The sequence below is a fragment of the Bacillus sp. EU63 genome (assembly GCF_038592915.1).
Lineage (GTDB): Bacteria > Bacillota > Bacilli > Bacillales > Bacillaceae > Bacillus > Bacillus velezensis.
Map to the genome: position 1 here is coordinate 926,824 of NZ_CP151944.1, position 16,018 is coordinate 942,841.

A 16,018-nucleotide genomic window follows, 5' to 3' on the forward strand; every position below is an offset into this window, starting at 1 on the left:
TTCTGATTGGCCGGAGTGAGGGAAATTGACGAAAACGACGGTAGAAACGTTAAAAACGTTAAAAGCGATTGCGGAAACCTTAAACCAAAGCCACGATTTAAAGGAAGCGCTTGATAAAGTGCTCCGCGAACTGCTCAGCTTGACCGGGCTGCAGACAGGGTGGATTTTTCTGATTGAGCCGGACGGATCTTATACGCTCGCCGCATCCGCTTATTTACCGCCGGCTCTCGGTCAGCGGGAAAATGCACTCATGTGCAGCGGGGAATGCTATTGTCTGACCAAATTCAGCAATGGCGGATTGACAAAAGCCGTAAACATAATGAATTGTAAACGGATTGAATTTGCGGAACAGACGACGAACTGCCGCGATACGGAGGGCATTACCCATCATGCGACCGTACCGCTTGAGGACGGCGGCCGGAAGTTCGGTTTATTAAACGTCGCCGCAAGTGAAAAGACATTTTTCAACGAAGAAGAACTGCATCTGCTTGAAGCGGTTGCATTTCAAATCGGAACGGCGATTCAGCGGATGAAATTGGCCGAATTTGAGCAGCAGAACGCCCTGTTGATGGAACGAAGCAGACTTGCACAAGACCTGCATGATTCCGTCAATCAGATGCTGTTTTCTGTCAGCTTAACGGCAAAAGCCGCAAAGAGCTTTACAGATGATCATCGGCTCCGGCAGATGATTACGTTTATTCAAGAGCTGTCTCAGGATGCGCTAACAGAAATGAGGGCGCTCATTTGGCAGCTGAAGCCGGAAAGCTTAACGAAAGGGCTGTATGCATCGATCAAAAGCTATGCCGCTCTTATCGGCCTGGAAGCCGTTTGTGAAACGGAGGATGAGCTGGAGCTTACGGATGAACAGGAACACGCGCTTTGGCGGATCGCCCAGGAAGCCTTGAATAACTGTAAAAAGCATGCGGGAACGGACCGGGTTATCATTTCCGCCGTTAAAAAGCCGGGTTGCGCTGAGCTTCACATTAGCGACCGTGGAGCGGGCTTCAGCTCTGATGCGCATGCTGTGCTCCCATCGCTCGGCGTGGCCGGCATGAAAGCGCGGGCTGAAGCGATCGGAGGCCGCTTTACACTGCAATCCGAGCTTGGCGCCGGAACAATTGTCTCCGTTCGGCTTCCGTTTCGGGACAGGAGGTCTGATTGATGAAAATTGTGATTGCTGATGATCATCATGTTGTCCGCAAAGGACTGCGCTATTTCTTCGCCACTCAGGAAGACATTGAAGTTGTCGGTGAGGCGTCCACCGGTGCTGAAGCGCTTCAGCAAGCTGAAAAGACGGAGCCGGACATCATTCTGATGGATTTATCAATGCCTGATATGGACGGCATAGAAGCGGCAAAAAACGCGGCTGAACGATTTCCGGACATCAGTATCGTCGTTTTGACGAGCTATTCTGATCAGGAGCACGTCATTCCCGCCCTTAAAGCCGGCGCAAAAGCGTATCAGCTGAAAGACGCTCAGCCCGATGATTTAGTGAAAACGCTCCGGGAAGTGTATTCCGGACGTTACCGGCTGTCGGCGGATATTGTGCCTCACGTGCTGACCCATATGGTTCAGGATAATCAGGATAAGGAAAAATATTATCAGCTGACCCCCCGTGAAAAAGATGTTCTTCAAGAAATAGCCAAAGGAAAAAGCAATAAGGAAATTGCGGCGGCACTGTTTATTTCAGAAAAAACAGTGAAGACCCACGTGTCCAACCTGCTGTCAAAGCTGAATCTTTCCGATCGGACGCAGGCGGCATTGTATGCGGTAAAATATAATGTTTTTGGAAAGGCGGTAAAATCATGAGCATATTAGTGATCAGCGGCACACCGAGAAAAAACGGGCGGACTAGAATTGCCGCTTCTTATATCAGAGATCGGTTTCATACCGATTTTATTGATTTGAGCGAAAGTGAACTGCCGCTTTATAACGGTGAAGAAGAACAGAATGAGCTGCCTTCAGTGCAAAAGTTAAGGCAGCAGGTGAAAAAGTCGGCGGCCGTCGTCTTATTATCTCCCGAGTATCACAGCGGCATGAGCGGCGCTTTAAAAAACGCCATCGATTTTTTAAGCAGCGATCACTGGGCATACAAACCGGTGGCCATCATTGCCGCGGCGGGCGGAGGAAAAGGAGGCATGAACGCGCTGGCGAATATGCGGACGGTCATGCGGGGCGTCTATGCAAATGTCATCCCGAAACAGCTGGTCTTAGACCCGATTCACATCGACATGGAGCGCCGGACCGTATCTGAGGATATGGCGGTCAGCCTGAAAGACATGATCGAAGAGCTGAATATGTTCACAAACACAAGAAATCCCGGCGTCTGACGCCGGGATTGTTTTATGTCAGCATGGCTAATTGATCTTCATAAGCGAGTTCTGTCGCATGATCAATATACCCGAGTAGGGAATACAGCTCTTTTTCAAGCACCGCATGATCGTATTCGAAATGATACGCGTGCAGAAAGTGCTCAATACGCTTTGATAATAAATCATCTTTTGTACGAACCATCAAAATTAATAAATTGTCCCATTGAGACCGGTGTGTGTAATACAAGGCTTTATCATAATCGGCATGATCCATCTTACGCTTCTCCTTTCAATGAGAAGTTCTCCGTTAGTTTATGCCGCCGAAGCCCGGATGCAACGGGGGAAAACTTGGTGTCCTTATCATTGCGGCATAGCAATATGAGGGAGACATAAAATAAAACCGCATATCCGTCTCTTCTTTGGACACGCTAAGATTGACAAAAAACGACTCAGGAGAACATAAAGATGAAATCCCTTCCATTTGCGCTTGCCCTCTTTTTTTGTGGCATTCTCATTGCCTCTATCGCTGAAAAAGGGCATACAGAACACCTCGATCCGTCAGTTGAAAAATGGGAACAGCTCGCATGGAACCAGCTTGAACGTGAATACAAGGGGGCCGAGCTTACCGATTATTCGTACATGGGCCGTACAAAAGTGAACCGGGAACAGACGAAAGACGTGTTTCGCGTAACGGTGCAAACCGCAAAAGAAACGTTTTCATCCCGTGCTGAAGTGTATTTCCATCCCGTAACAAAACACGTGATCAGCATCAATATTTTCAGACTGTAAAAAAGCTGCACAGCCTTATGCGGCCGTACAGCTTATCAGATATCAGAAGAAACGTTTTGCGCCGAGGTAGCGCTGTTTCCAATAGGAGTTGTTCATGCTGGAAATAACGACACCCGAATCGTTGGCATTAATAAACTGGCCGTTCCCGAGATAAATACCGACGTGGGAAGGTCCGGCTTTATAAGTTGAGAAAAAGACAAAGTCACCGACCGCCGGCTGGCTGACTGATGTCATCGTATTCCAGTAGCCTGCGGCTGAAAGTCTGGATACAGAAGTGACCTTATTGAGAACGTAATAAATGAAACCGCTGCAGTCAAAGCCTCTCGGCGTCGTCCCGCCCCATACATACGGTACGCCCAGCTGAGCTTTTGCGGCATCGATCATTACATTAATCTTCGCGCTTGTTGAACCTGTGCCGCCTGTGCTGCCGGACTGATTCGGTGTCGTGTTTGTCTGCTGCCCGGTAATCGTCAGTTTCTGTCCGATTTGAAGAACATCTGTTTTCAGATTGTTTTTCTCGCGGATCTGCTGGGCGGTTACATTGAACTTTTGGGCGATCACCCATAAAGAATCCCCGCTTTTCACGGTATATGTAGTGGTTTTCCCTGTATTTCCGGATTGGTTCGGAGCTGACGGTGAAGACGAAGAGCCGGAAGAAGACGTTTTGGTCAGCTTCAGCACTTGTCCGACCCGCAGCATGTCTGACGTCAGTTTGTTGATGCTTCTGATTTGCTGAACCGTCATATTGTATGCGTTTGCGATTTTCCAGAGTGAGTCTCCGCTTTTTACTGTATAGGAGGACGTTTGCGTCTGGTTTTTATTTTGGTTTGAATTGTCTTTTGCCGGCGTGTTTCCCGAAGAAGACGTTCCTTTTGTTTTCAGGACTTGGTTTACGTAGATCGTATCCGTTTTTAAGTTGTTTAATACTTTGAGTTCCGCAATGGTCATATTGACGCTGTTTGCGATCTTCCATAGTGAATCACCGAGTTTGACTTTATACGTCCCGGAAGATGATGACTGATTTTTGCTGCTGTTTGAGCTGCTGCCAGGAGCGGTTTTTTTCTGATCGGTGCTTGAGGAAACTTTCCCCGTCACTTGCAGCTTCTGTCCGGCGCGGATTAAGTCGCTTGTCAGACCGTTCAATTTTTTCAGTTCCTGTACGGACATTTTAAAATCAGATGCGATCAGCCACAGCGAGTCTCCGCTTTTCACTGTATAAACGCTTTTAGTCGTGCCGCTGTTCTTTGAAGATGGCTTTTTGCTGCCGGAATCTGATTTGCCGTTAGGAATGTTGAGCGTCTGCCCGATAGAAAGAACGGTGGATTTTAGATGATTCGCTGATGTAATGGCATCCACGCTTGTATTGTAGTTTTGGGCAAGCTTCCATAATGAATCTCCGCTTATAACCTTAATCGTTTGTGCTTCTGCCGGTGTTACAGCTAACGCAGACCCGACGATCGCAGATGCAGTCAAACCGACCGCTACCTTTTTTTTCATAGTGAATCTCCCTTTTCCTGCGATAATTTTTCTATCCCCATTCGTTGCAGCCGCAAGGTGAGGATATCAGTAATGATAATCTTTATATCGGCACTTGTCTGCAATCGTTTATCATATTAATAGAAATAGTCCTTTTTTCTTATGCCGGCATAAAAAAAAGAAGGAATGCGGACATTCCTTCAGCTTCTGAGCAGTCTCATAATCTCCTCTTTGTTTTTGACCAGATCCCTTAACGTATATTTGTCTAAAACGGCCAGGTAAGCTTGCAGGGCTTCATTCAGAAGGTTCTTTAAGTTGCAGGCGGGAGATATGATACAGAGATTTTTTTTGGTGTCAAAGCATTCTACGATGTTAAAGTCGTCTTCTGTATTTCGAACGACTTCTCCAATGTTTATGTCTTCCGGTGTCATTCCTAATCGGATTCCGCCTCCCCGGCCCCGGATCGTTTCGACATATCCGAGCTGTCCGAGGCGGTAAATGACTTTCATGAGGTGGTTTTTAGAGATGGAATAAGTATCTGCGATTTCTTTTATGTTGGAAAGTTCGTCGGAATGTCTGGAAGCCAAAAAAATTAAAACGCGTAAAGAATAATCGGTATAGTTCGTTAATTTCATAGAATGACCTCGAAAAAAGAGATTTTGCTTCTGTTACAGTCTATCATATATGAATTTAAAATAAAAAAAAAGGAATTTGTCCCTTTAACTCAAAAAAAAACGTGCGCTCCTTCTGAGCACACGTTTTTTTCGTTAAGACATCGGCGGCTTACGATCGTCAGCCGATTGATGTTTTTCAATTTTGCGATCCAATTTTGCGAGATAACGGGAGGCGAATTCTTTTCCGCCAAGACCGAATGAAAGTCCGAAGGCAAGCGCGAAACCGCCCAGAATCAGAATAAACGCGGCATTTACGATCGTGTCGGCGACACCGAGCTGATCCAGCGCCATAAAGATTGAAAGAGTGATAATGGTATATTTCGCAAGCGGCGCCAGGAATCTGAATTCCTTTCCGCTCAGCATGCCGGCAAGCAGCCTGCTGACGAGCTGTCCGGCCAAAAGCCCGATTCCGAGAATAAATACAGCGGCCAGAACATTAGGCAGGTAAGCGATAATACCGGTTGCGATAACGACGAGAAATTCGAGATGGACAAGCTGCAGCGCCTCTGCGGTAAAGAGCAGGACGATGATGATCTGAACAATCATGCCGACCGTCTGAGAAAGCGTCAGCTTCGGGGTACCCGCCTGTTCAAAGCCCATTTTACCGAGAAGAGAGTCGAAACCGCCCCGGTGCAAGAGTCCGGATACAATGCTGTTGACCCATTTTCCGATCCAGATGCCGGCGATGATCAGCACGATACCGATGATGATATTAGGGAGCATTGTGAAGACCGTGTGCAGCATGGCTGACGCCGGTTCAGAAATACCCGCGACATCAAGCCGGTCAAGCGCAGAAATGATCACCGGAATGAAAATCAGCACGTAGACAATCGTTCCGATGATTGCCGACAGGCTTGTATCCTTCAGATAAATAGAAAGCCCCATACGTGCGGCAAGCCTTTCCGTGCCGATACTCGCCAGAAAGTTTGTGACGATATCACGGACGAGACGGGCAACAAGCCAGCCGATTAAAACAATCAGCGCCGCGGCGAATAATTTCGGTATAAAGGACAAAACGCTTTGGATCATATTTGTAAACGGCCCTGATACTCCGCTGATTTGGAGAGCAGCCAAGACGCCGGGCAGGAACAAGAGCAAGACGAAGTAAAAAACGATTCGTGAAGCGGCCGTAACGGATCTGCTCATCTCCGCTTCTTCAGAAACCATTGTCCATTTTCTGAGCCGGCCGTTTTCAGCAAGTTTCATGCCCGCTTTTTTGACGAGATAGCTGAAAAGCGAAGCGGCCGCCCAGCCCAACAGCAGAATCAGGCCGGCTTTTAAAATGCTCGGCACAGCCGCCGTTATCGCTGACAGCATGCTGACAAAAGGCGAAGCCACGGTTGTCAGATGCAGAATGTTAAAGAATAGAATAAAAACGATGATTAATGCGATAAAATAAATGACTTTACTGATGACTTTTTCTGAGGAATAGCGCGCCGGCTTTTTTTCGGCGAACAGCCTGTCGTCGATTTTTGTTTTTTGCAGGCCTTTGTATACGGCTTTTTCAATGATTTTGGCAATGCCCCAGCCGATAAGCAGGACGAGCAGTGCAATGATCAGATTCGGGAGTTTGCTGAGATACGTCGTAAGCATGTCTGCTGTATTCAAGTAGAATCGCTCCTTTTCTTTTTGGGGTATGGTGTGTGTTTTACCCACTTACATATAAAGCAAACGGGGCGGATGTGCCGAAAGTTTTCAGCCGGAAACCGGTCTGTTATTTCATCTTTTGAGAGGAGGGGTCATACATTATAAATAAGTCCAAGTAGGGGGGATTCGGTTGAACGCGGAGGAGACAAAAGGTTTACAGCGGGCAATTGAGGAAATAACCGACATTGCCAAGGGTTTCGGCCTTGATTTCTACCCGATGAGATATGAAATTTGCCCGGCTGAAATTATTTATACATTCGGCGCGTACGGCATGCCGACGAGATTCAGCCACTGGAGTTTCGGCAAACAATTTCACAAGATGAAACTCCATTATGATCTCGGTTTGAGCAAAATTTATGAACTTGTCATTAATTCCAACCCTTGCTACGCTTTTTTGCTGGACAGCAATTCGCTGATCCAAAATAAATTAATTGTAGCCCATGTTCTTGCCCATTGTGATTTTTTCAAACATAACTGCCGCTTTCAAAATACGAACCGGGACATGGTTGAGAGTATGGCGGCTGCGGCGGAGCGGATTAAGCATTATGAAAGAATGCACGGGATAAAAGAGGTGGAGTCCTTTTTAGATGCCATTCTGGCGATTCAGGAGCATATCGATCCGTCGCTCGTCAGGCCGAAGCTGCTGTGGAGCGTCGATGACGAAGAGGAGGACGAAGAAGAAACCGCGCCATCGCCTTACGATGATTTATGGGGAATGGATAAGCCGAAGCAGGTGAAAAAGAAAAAAGGGAAAAAACCGTTTCCGCCCCGGCCGGAAAAAGATATTCTGCTGTTTATCGAAGAACATTCGCGGGAGCTTGAACCGTGGCAGCGTGACATTTTAACCATGATGAGAGAAGAAATGCTGTATTTCTGGCCGCAGCTGGAAACGAAAATCATGAACGAAGGCTGGGCATCTTATTGGCATCAGCGGATTATCCGCGAGCTTGACCTGACTTCAGATGAAGCCATCGAATTTGCGAAGCTGAACGCAGGCGTCGTTCAGCCGTCAAAAACGGGAATCAACCCGTATTATTTAGGGCTGAAAATTTTTGAGGACATCGAAGAGCGTTATGACAACCCGACAGATGAAATGAAAAAATCAGGAGTAAAGCCCGGTTCCGGCCGCGAGAAAATGTTTGAGGTCAGGGAAATTGAATCGGATATATCATTTATCCGCAATTATTTGACGAAAGATCTCGTGATGCGTGAGGATTTGTATTTATTCCAAAAACAGGGCAGGGACTATAAAGTGATCGACAAAGAATGGAAGGCCGTGCGTGACCAGCTCGTGAACATGCGGGTCAACGGGGGATTTCCTTATCTGACCGTCAATGACGGGGATTACCTGAAGAATAATGAGCTTTATATTAAACATTGGTATGAGGGAATTGAGCTTGATCTGAAATATTTGGAGAAAGTGCTGCCGTATCTGTACCAGCTGTGGGGCAGGAGCGTGCACATCGAATCTGTTCTTGAAGACAGAGAAGTGATGTTTTCGTATGACGGCAAAGGAGTGCACCGGAGATATCTGTAAAAGAAGAAAGGATGCGGGGAAACCCCCGCATCCTTTTTTTATTTTCCGTGTTTCAGGATGTGAAAGATCTTTTTGGCCTGGTCCGTGTTGTTTAAAAGCCCCGTAAATGACTCTCTTCCCGGACCGTATGCGTAAACGGGAACTTCTTCGCCCGTATGATCGCCGGTTGTCCAGCCGCTGTTGGTTTTTGCATTAAAGAGCTTAATGATCGCTTTGTAGACGCTCTTGTCAGCGTCCTGTTTTGCGGCCGTTTCGATCTGTTTGATTTCAGCTTTTGACCATTTCAGGTCTGTATAACGCGCAAGCACGGAAGATACGGATTTGCCCGCTTTGATTTGGTCAGCCATAAATGCCGGGGTTTTTTTGGCGGCAAGAATCGGTTCAACATGCCAGTTTTTATCGTCATTCGCGCCGATCGTCAATCCGCCGGTGGTATGATCGGCCGTGGCAACGACAAGCGTATGTTTGTCCTTTTTGGCAAATGCGATCGCTGCTTTATACGCTTTTTCAAAATCCTTCATTTCGCTCATTGCGCCGACTATATCATTGTCATGTCCCGCCCAGTCAATTTGGCTGCCTTCGACCATTAAGAAAAACCCTTTTTTATTCTTGTTCAGCCTGTCGATCGCTGCCGTTGTCATGTCTTCTAATGAAGGGACGGCGTTTGAGCGGTCGATTGCTTTGTCGAGTCCGCCATCGGCAAACAGGCCGAGAATCTTCTTGTTACGATCCTTTTTGAGCTCCTGTTTTGATGTAACGTAGCTGTATCCCGCTTTTTTGAAATCCTTTGTTACATTGCGGTCTTTACGGATAAAGTTTGATTTGCCGCCTCCGAGGAGCACATCGACTTTCTGTTTTCCGTTGATGCGGTCATCAAAGTAGCTGCTTGCGATGTCATCCATATTTTTTCTGGATTTGTTATGGGCTCCGAATGCCGCAGGAGTGGCGTGGGCAATCTCCGAAGTTGCGACAAGTCCGGTGGATTTGCCTCTTTGTTTCGCTTCTTCGAGGACGGATTTTACCCGCTTTCCTTTTTTATCGACTCCGATCGCCGCGTTATACGTTTTCACGCCTGTGGCCATTGCCGTGCCTGCCGCCGCGGAATCGGTAATATTGGAATCAGGATCGTCAGGGTAAGTCATCATCATACCGGCGAGATTGGGGTCGAATGCCGTCAGTTTCATACCATCCGAAGGCTTTCCTTTGTTAATGACCGAACGGTAGGCGTTCATATAGGGAGCGCCCATTCCGTCGCCGACCATGAAGATGACGTTTCTGATCTCGTTTTTGTCAGGCTGTTTTTTTGCCGCAGCCTGTTCAGAGTGCTGAAGCCCCGCGCCCGCAATCAGACCGGCTGTCAGCACGGATACGGCTGCCGCCGGCAGAAGTTTTGATCGAACCTGTTTAAATAGACTCATTCTCACTCGTCCTCCTTTAATCTTGTCTGCATGTCTAATGGTAGGGGATGTTTGTAAAGAGCGCCTGTTCCTCCTGTAAATTTCAGGTGAAACATTGTTAGAAATGTAAATTCCGGTGTAACTTATGTTTTCAAGAAAGAGTGAAAACCATTCACTTTTTTGAAAAAGACGAGGATTTTTTTAACAAGGGGTTATTTGGAAAATAAACTGCTTTGTTTTTCCAAAATACGAGGATCACAGGAAAAAAACATGACAAATTGACTCGTTTTTCGTCACGTTTGAAATCAAATTGAAATATTTAATACCCTTAAAAACTTTTTTTAAAAACGAATTAGTAAGAAATTTGTCACGGGAAGTCAAGTCTATTTCTAGTGGAAATTGAACCTTATAATAGGAAACAGATAAAAACTTTAAAAAAGAGACACATAAAATAGATAGAATCATTCGGGGAGGAAAACATGAAAAAGCAACTTGTTACAGCAACAACGGCAGTGGTTTTGGGGACGACTTTGTTTGCGGGCGCGGCATCTGCGCAAACGATTAAGGTAAAAAAAGGCGATACATTATGGGGACTTTCAAATCGGTACGGAACGTCAATTAATTCCATTAAATCTGAGAACAAATTAAAATCGGATATCATTTACATCGGCCAGACGCTTTCGATCAACGGTAAATCATCTTCAGGTTCAAATTCGGGCAGCAAGTCATCATCGTCTACATATAAAGTCGTAAAAGGCGACAGCCTTTGGAAAATTGCGAATAAATATAAAATGACGGTAAACCAATTAAAAAGTTTAAACGGTTTAAAAACGGACCTGATCCGCATCGGACAAGTTCTTAAAGTAAAGGGATCAACTTCCGGTTCAACGTCTTCAGGATCTTCGTCATCAAAGCAGCCTTCATCCAGCCATAATGCTGCACAGACGAGCCTGAATGTAAACAAGCTGATTTCTGATGCGCAATCTTTAATCGGCACGCCGTATGTATGGGGCGGAACAACGACTTCCGGCTTTGACTGCAGCGGATTTATCTGGTACCTGTTAAACAAACAGACGAGTGTCGGCAGAACAAGCACTGCGGGATACTGGAGCTCAATGAAGAGCGTGTCCAGCCCGTCAAGAGGAGACTTCGTCTTCTTTACAACATATCAGGCCGGCCCTTCACACATGGGTGTGTACATCGGAAACAACAAGTTCATCCATGCCGGTTCTGACGGCGTCACAACAAGTGATCTGAATAACAGCTACTGGAAACCTCGCTACCTTGGCGCGAAAAGATTCTAGCAGCGATAGAAACCCGTTCATCAGAACGGGTTTTTTATTTAGACGGGACAGAGCTCCATTTGTTTCACCTAAAATGAAAATGTGATAAAAAATCTAAAAAGGTTTTCTTTTTTTCATTTTCATAGAGGGCGATGGCGTACGCGCCCGCGCTCGGCATCTGGGCGAATTCGCACGGAATTTCAATCATGCTGCCTGCGGCGAGTTCGGCCCGTACCGCTGACAGCGGCAGAAATGAGACACCCAGCCCCTCTTTAATAAATCGTTTCGTAATATGCGTCTGTGTCACCTTCATTGTCCTGACGAAAGGGAACTGTATTCTGACCTGGCGGAGCAAATCATCCCAATAGTCAGGGTGGTTATGGGTCAAAAGCAGATATTGTCCGAACAGGTCTTTCACTTCATCCGCCTTCCCTGTCCCGGGTTTTCGGCCGGGCGGCGCGACGAGGACAACGGGGTCATTGTACAGGGGGCGGCAAGTGAGGGAAGATGATTGCACCTTTAAGCAGCTCAGTCCGATATCGGCTGAGCCGTTTCTGATTTGAGAGGCGATTTCTTCCGATTCGAAAATGGTGACCGTCATTTCGGTTTCTTTATTGTCCTCTGTATAACGCTTCATGACAGACGGGAGAACGGTGTCGGCGATAAGCGGCGAAACAGCGAGTGTCAGTGTGTGCGAGTAGCCCTGGCGCACCCTGTGCAGCTCCGCCATGCTGTTTTCATAGTCTTCCAAAAGCCTCATGGCAAACGGCACGTATGCTTTTCCTTCTTCCGTCAATTGTATTTTCCGGCCGCTTCGCTGAAACAGCTTGCAGCTGATTTCTTTCTCTAATAATTTTATATGAACGGTGACGGTCGGCTGAGATAAAAAAAGCGTTTCCGCCGTTTTTCTGAAATTCTCATATTTTGCCGCGGTGACGAAGGTGTGAAGCCATTTAAAATCCATAGATGCACTCCTCTGATTAAAAGTTTTAATTAATTCCCTTAAAAATATTCATTATTTTTTAAATATTATATTTACTATAATAACAGAAAGAGGATAAGGGGGAATGAAATTGATTTATCGTGGATTGAAAGGGATTACTTGTGCAGAAACGGCGATCAGCCACATTGACGGAGAAAAGGGGCATTTAATATATCGCGGCTATGATGCGAAGGATATCGCGCTGCAATCCAGTTTTGAAGAAGCGGCGTATCTCATTTTGAACGGGGCGCTTCCTGATGAGCGGCAATTGCTTGCGTTTCAGGAAGAACTTGCAGCCGAGCGCGGGCTTCCGAAACATTTGATCGGCTTACTGGAAACGCTTCCGGATGAAATGGACGACATGGCGGTGCTGAGAACGGCTGTTTCAGGTTTGGGCACAGATTCATTTACATATCCGCCCAAGCCGGAAGAAGCGATTAAACTGATTGCCGTCACACCGACGATTATTGCGTACAGATACCGCCGTAAACAAGGGAAGGAAGCGTTGTCACCTGAGGCGCGATACGGACACGTTGAAAACTACTTGTATATGCTGACAGGCAGGCAGCCGTCCGCAGCCCAAAAGAAAGCGCTTGAGACGTATATGATTCTGGCGATGGAGCACGGGATGAATGCATCGACTTTTTCTGCGAGAGTCACCGTTTCGACTGAATCGGACTTAGTGTCTGCCGTCACTGCCGCACTGGGTACGATGAAAGGGCCGCTGCACGGAGGCGCGCCTTCAGGCGTCACGAAAATGCTTGAAGACATCGGAGAAAAAGAAAATGCAGAAGCGTATTTGGCAGCGAAGCTTATGAGGGGAGAACGCCTGATGGGCTTCGGGCACAGGGTGTACAAAACAAAAGACCCGCGGGCGGAAGCGCTGCGCATAAAGGCTGAAGAAGTGGCGGGAAATGATCCGTCGCTTGACTTGGCGCTTTATGTGGAGAAGGAAGCCATCCGCTTGTTAGAGCAATATAAGCCCGGACGGAAGCTGTATACGAATGTGGAGTTTTACGCAGCGGCTGTGATGCAGGCCATTGATGTCGACAATGATTTATTTACGCCGACCTTTTCAGCAAGCAGAATGGCAGGCTGGTGCGCACACGTGCTTGAACAGTCCGCTGACAACATGATTTACAGGCCGTCTGCGAAATACACCGGCGCTTTTCCCGAAACGGCTCAGCAGCTTTAATCACCGGCATATTTGTCCGTTTAACTCCCCGCACTGCGTGGTATCGTCTCAGTAATACCAATTGCAGGAGTGTGAGAATATGAATCCGATGGACAGACAGACGGAAGGACAAAAGCCGCAGGTGCAAAACCGCCAGCCCGGCATTGAGTCAGACATGGAGCCGAAGCCGCTCTTGGAGGACCCGGATGTAAAAGGGTCGGGCAGATTAAAAGGAAAAGTCGCCGTCATCACGGGCGGAGACAGCGGCATCGGCGCAGCGGCTGCGATCGCTTACGCGAAGGAAGGGGCGGATCTTGCCATCCTGTACCTAGACGAACATGCCGATGCCGAGAGAACGAAAAAGCGTGCGGAAGAATACCAGGCCGAATGCCTGTTAATTCCGGGGGACGTCGGTGATGAGGCGCATTGTCAGAAGGCGGTCCGGCAAGTCTTAGATCACTACGGAAAAATAGATATTCTCGTTAATAATGCGGCTGAGCAGCATCCGCAAAACGGGATTCTTGATATTACAGCTGAACAGCTGGAGAAGACATTCCGTACAAACATGTTTTCCATGTTTCATATGACAAAAGCCGTGCTGGCTCATCTCAAAAGAGGGAGCGCCATCATTAATACAACGTCTATTACCGCTTATCAGGGAGACACATCATTGATCGACTATTCGTGCACGAAAGGCGGCATCGTTTCCTTTACGCGTTCAATGGCGATGTCATTGGCCGATCAGGGGATCAGAGTAAATGCGGTGGCCCCTGGCCCGATCTGGACCGCCCTGATTCCGGCGACGTTTACTGAAGAAAAGGTGGAAAAGCACGGTTTGGACACTCCGATGGGAAGACCGGGACAGCCTGCGGAACACGCCGGAGCTTACGTGCTTCTGGCTTCAGACGAATCTTCCTATATGACGGGGCAAACCATTCACGTAAATGGCGGCAGATTTATTTCAACATAATACGCAAGTCTTATCCCGCGCTTTTAAAAAGGGCGGGATTTTTATTTGAACGTACATATGAATACGATTTTTAAAAAAATAAAAGTCGCTAGCTGAATCACTAATGTTAATATTTAACAGTGGAAAATCCGCTGAGTTCTGTTTCATGAAAACTAAAAATAATATATAGAATTTTCAAAAAAGTTATTTTCATTTTTATATTTTTCGCTATAATATGATGTAGGAGAAAGGAATGATGTGCTGAAACATTTCATGCGAAAAATAAGAATTTAGTCATTATTGCTATTGTTATCTGAATATTCTAACATATATTGGTTTACAAGGAGTGAAGCAGATGAAGGGGAGCGTATTCAGAAAGAAAAGCATTCAGGACCTGCTTGCCGCAACGGGCGGGGAAAAGTCGCTGAAAAGAGAGTTAGGGGCCTTTGATTTGACCCTTCTGGGGATAGGGGCCATCATCGGAACGGGGATTTTTGTATTAACCGGAACAGGCGCTGTCACGGCGGGGCCGGGGCTGACCGTTTCATTTGTCATCGCCGCTCTTGCGTGTTTATTTGCGGCTCTGTCCTATGCTGAATTTGCTTCAAGCGTCCCGGTTTCCGGTTCCGTCTACACGTTTACTTATGCGACACTGGGTGAACTTCTCGCGTTTATTATCGGATGGGATTTAATCTTGGAATATATGCTCGCCGTCAGCGCGGTTTCGGTCGGATGGTCCGGCTATTTTCAATCATTCTTGGCGGGCTTCGGCATTCATCTTCCGACCGCATTAACGGCCGCGCCGGGGTCAATAAAAGGCACGGTCACATTCTTTAATCTCCCCGCATTTGTTATCGTGCTTGCGATTACATTCCTCCTCTACTTAGGCATTAGGGAATCGAAGCGGGTCAATAATATTATGGTCATTTTGAAGGTTCTGGTTGTTCTATTGTTTATCGCCGTTGCGGCCGTATATGTCAAACCTCACAACTGGCAGCCGTTTATACCGATGGGTTTCGGCGGTGTTTTCAGTGCCGCGGCGCTCGTTTTCTTCTCTTTTATCGGTTTTGACGCCGTCTCTTCCGCCGCTGAAGAAACGAAAAATCCAGCAAAGGATCTGCCGAAAGGAATTATCTTTTCATTAATCGTCTGCACTGTGCTGTATGTGACCGTATCGGCGATTATGACGGGCGTCGTTCCGTTTGCCCGCTTTGAAGGCGTTGACCATCCCGTGTCTCTCGTCCTGCAGATGGCAGGACAGAATTGGGTGGCCGGGATTATTGATATCGGCGCAGTGTTGGGAATGACAACGGTGATGCTCGTCATGCTGTACGGCCAGACGAGGGTGATGTTTGCCATGTCCCGTGACGGTTTGGTGCCGGGGTCGCTTTCAAAAGTCCATCCGAAGCATAAAACGCCGCACGTGGTGACGTGGGTTTTCGGCATCCTGTCGGCATTACTCGGTTCGCTCGTCCCGCTTGATGAACTGGCGAAGCTGGTGAACATCGGCACGCTTGCCGCGTTTGTCCTGATTTCAGTGGCGGTTATCGTATTGAGAAAGAAACAGCCTGATCTGCCGAGGGCTTTTAAATGTCCGGGGGTTCCCTTTATTCCGATATTGTCCATTCTGTTCTGCGTGTTTTTGATTATTAACCTCGGCGCTACCACCATATTCCGTTTCTTTATCTGGCTGATCATCGGTCTGGTGATTTATTTCTTATATTCGAGAAAGCATTCGAAATTAAACGGGGATTTGTAAGGAGCGGCACCCGCCGCTCCTTTTTATTTTTCGGAATAA

The 16,018-nt window shown here is 47.2% G+C and carries 14 protein-coding genes and 1 pseudogene; 9 read left to right on the forward strand and 6 right to left on the reverse strand.

Annotation, left to right across the window (positions count from 1 at the left end):
* Positions 1 to 25: 25 nt before the first annotated feature.
* Genes NYE38_RS04770 through NYE38_RS04780 form a run of 3 tightly spaced genes read left to right on the forward strand, consistent with a single transcriptional unit; the run spans position 26 to position 2,330 of the window.
* On the forward strand, positions 26 to 1,162 hold the full coding sequence (locus NYE38_RS04770) for a GAF domain-containing sensor histidine kinase (RefSeq protein WP_104843211.1): 1,137 nt from the start codon (positions 26 to 28) through the stop codon (positions 1,160 to 1,162).
* Complete coding sequence (locus NYE38_RS04775; RefSeq protein WP_017417340.1) at positions 1,162 to 1,809, forward strand: response regulator transcription factor; 648 nt, start codon at positions 1,162 to 1,164, stop codon at positions 1,807 to 1,809. Before NYE38_RS04770 ends, NYE38_RS04775 begins: the two co-directional genes overlap by 1 nt.
* Entirely contained in the window at positions 1,806 to 2,330 is a 525-nt protein-coding gene (locus NYE38_RS04780; RefSeq protein ID WP_017417341.1) for an NADPH-dependent FMN reductase, read from the forward strand. The genes NYE38_RS04775 and NYE38_RS04780 overlap by 4 nt, the downstream gene beginning before the upstream one ends.
* 13 nt (positions 2,331 to 2,343) lie before the next feature.
* On the opposite strand, the gene NYE38_RS04785 is transcribed toward NYE38_RS04780, so the two are convergent.
* The gene (locus NYE38_RS04785) at positions 2,344 to 2,586 is read right to left on the reverse strand and encodes a YhdB family protein (RefSeq protein WP_003155335.1); all 243 of its coding nucleotides are present in this window, start codon (positions 2,584 to 2,586) and stop codon (positions 2,344 to 2,346) included.
* Between the two features lie 191 nt (positions 2,587 to 2,777).
* Between NYE38_RS04785 and NYE38_RS04790 the strand changes: the two genes are divergently transcribed.
* Positions 2,778 to 3,101 (forward strand): DUF3889 domain-containing protein, encoded by a 324-nt coding sequence (locus NYE38_RS04790; RefSeq protein WP_017417342.1) that lies wholly within the window; start codon positions 2,778 to 2,780, stop codon positions 3,099 to 3,101.
* Positions 3,102 to 3,143: 42 nt separating this feature from the next.
* On the opposite strand, the gene NYE38_RS04795 is transcribed toward NYE38_RS04790, so the two are convergent.
* The 3 genes and pseudogenes from NYE38_RS04795 to NYE38_RS04805 form a co-directional block, all read right to left on the reverse strand.
* Entirely contained in the window at positions 3,144 to 4,598 is a 1,455-nt protein-coding gene (locus NYE38_RS04795; protein WP_340803103.1) for a LysM peptidoglycan-binding domain-containing protein, read from the reverse strand.
* A gap of 179 nt (positions 4,599 to 4,777) precedes the next feature.
* Complete coding sequence (gene nsrR / locus NYE38_RS04800) at positions 4,778 to 5,212, reverse strand: nitric oxide-sensing transcriptional repressor NsrR (RefSeq protein ID WP_017417344.1); 435 nt, start codon at positions 5,210 to 5,212, stop codon at positions 4,778 to 4,780.
* 132 nt (positions 5,213 to 5,344) lie between these two features.
* Positions 5,345 to 6,924 (reverse strand): annotated as a pseudogene (locus NYE38_RS04805) (mechanosensitive ion channel); the annotation flags it as partial.
* A 104-nt stretch (positions 6,925 to 7,028) separates the two neighbouring features.
* On the opposite strand from NYE38_RS04805, the gene NYE38_RS04810 reads away from it, so the two are divergent.
* Positions 7,029 to 8,435, forward strand: coding sequence for a SpoVR family protein (locus tag NYE38_RS04810; protein WP_025649530.1), 1,407 nt, complete (start codon positions 7,029 to 7,031; stop codon positions 8,433 to 8,435).
* Between the two features lie 38 nt (positions 8,436 to 8,473).
* On the opposite strand, the gene NYE38_RS04815 is transcribed toward NYE38_RS04810, so the two are convergent.
* A complete protein-coding gene (locus NYE38_RS04815; protein WP_110085653.1) occupies positions 8,474 to 9,853 on the reverse strand; it encodes an alkaline phosphatase in 1,380 nt (459 codons plus the stop codon).
* 458 nt (positions 9,854 to 10,311) lie between these two features.
* On the opposite strand from NYE38_RS04815, the gene NYE38_RS04820 reads away from it, so the two are divergent.
* Complete coding sequence (locus NYE38_RS04820; protein WP_014417294.1) at positions 10,312 to 11,136, forward strand: C40 family peptidase; 825 nt, start codon at positions 10,312 to 10,314, stop codon at positions 11,134 to 11,136.
* 64 nt (positions 11,137 to 11,200) lie between these two features.
* Here NYE38_RS04820 and NYE38_RS04825 read toward each other — a convergent pair whose 3' ends face one another.
* On the reverse strand, positions 11,201 to 12,079 hold the full coding sequence (locus NYE38_RS04825; protein WP_025649531.1) for a LysR family transcriptional regulator: 879 nt from the start codon (positions 12,077 to 12,079) through the stop codon (positions 11,201 to 11,203).
* A 109-nt stretch (positions 12,080 to 12,188) separates the two neighbouring features.
* On the opposite strand from NYE38_RS04825, the gene NYE38_RS04830 reads away from it, so the two are divergent.
* From NYE38_RS04830 to NYE38_RS04840, 3 genes are all read left to right on the forward strand, one after another.
* Complete coding sequence (locus NYE38_RS04830; protein ID WP_065180685.1) at positions 12,189 to 13,292, forward strand: citrate synthase/methylcitrate synthase; 1,104 nt, start codon at positions 12,189 to 12,191, stop codon at positions 13,290 to 13,292.
* 79 nt (positions 13,293 to 13,371) lie between these two features.
* Positions 13,372 to 14,241 carry an SDR family oxidoreductase gene (locus tag NYE38_RS04835; protein ID WP_017417350.1) on the forward strand — a complete coding sequence of 290 codons (870 nt, stop codon included), beginning with the start codon at positions 13,372 to 13,374 and terminating at the stop codon, positions 14,239 to 14,241.
* 334 nt (positions 14,242 to 14,575) lie between these two features.
* On the forward strand, positions 14,576 to 15,979 hold the full coding sequence (locus NYE38_RS04840) for an amino acid permease (RefSeq protein ID WP_017417351.1): 1,404 nt from the start codon (positions 14,576 to 14,578) through the stop codon (positions 15,977 to 15,979).
* Positions 15,980 to 16,018: the final 39 nt, after the last annotated feature.

Coding starts and splice junctions, on each gene's coding strand:
- NYE38_RS04775 (WP_017417340.1), top strand. CDS start 1,162: ATGAAAATTGTGATTGCTGATGATCATCATGTTGTCCGCAAAGGACTG.
- NYE38_RS04780 (WP_017417341.1), top strand. CDS start 1,806: ATGAGCATATTAGTGATCAGCGGCACACCGAGAAAAAACGGGCGGACT.
- NYE38_RS04785 (WP_003155335.1), bottom strand. CDS start 2,586: ATGGATCATGCCGATTATGATAAAGCCTTGTATTACACACACCGGTCT.
- NYE38_RS04790 (WP_017417342.1), top strand. CDS start 2,778: ATGAAATCCCTTCCATTTGCGCTTGCCCTCTTTTTTTGTGGCATTCTC.
- NYE38_RS04795 (WP_340803103.1), bottom strand. CDS start 4,598: ATGAAAAAAAAGGTAGCGGTCGGTTTGACTGCATCTGCGATCGTCGGG.
- nsrR (WP_017417344.1), bottom strand. CDS start 5,212: ATGAAATTAACGAACTATACCGATTATTCTTTACGCGTTTTAATTTTT.
- NYE38_RS04815 (WP_110085653.1), bottom strand. CDS start 9,853: ATGAGTCTATTTAAACAGGTTCGATCAAAACTTCTGCCGGCGGCAGCC.
- NYE38_RS04820 (WP_014417294.1), top strand. CDS start 10,312: ATGAAAAAGCAACTTGTTACAGCAACAACGGCAGTGGTTTTGGGGACG.
- NYE38_RS04825 (WP_025649531.1), bottom strand. CDS start 12,079: ATGGATTTTAAATGGCTTCACACCTTCGTCACCGCGGCAAAATATGAG.
- NYE38_RS04835 (WP_017417350.1), top strand. CDS start 13,372: ATGAATCCGATGGACAGACAGACGGAAGGACAAAAGCCGCAGGTGCAA.
- NYE38_RS04840 (WP_017417351.1), top strand. CDS start 14,576: ATGAAGGGGAGCGTATTCAGAAAGAAAAGCATTCAGGACCTGCTTGCC.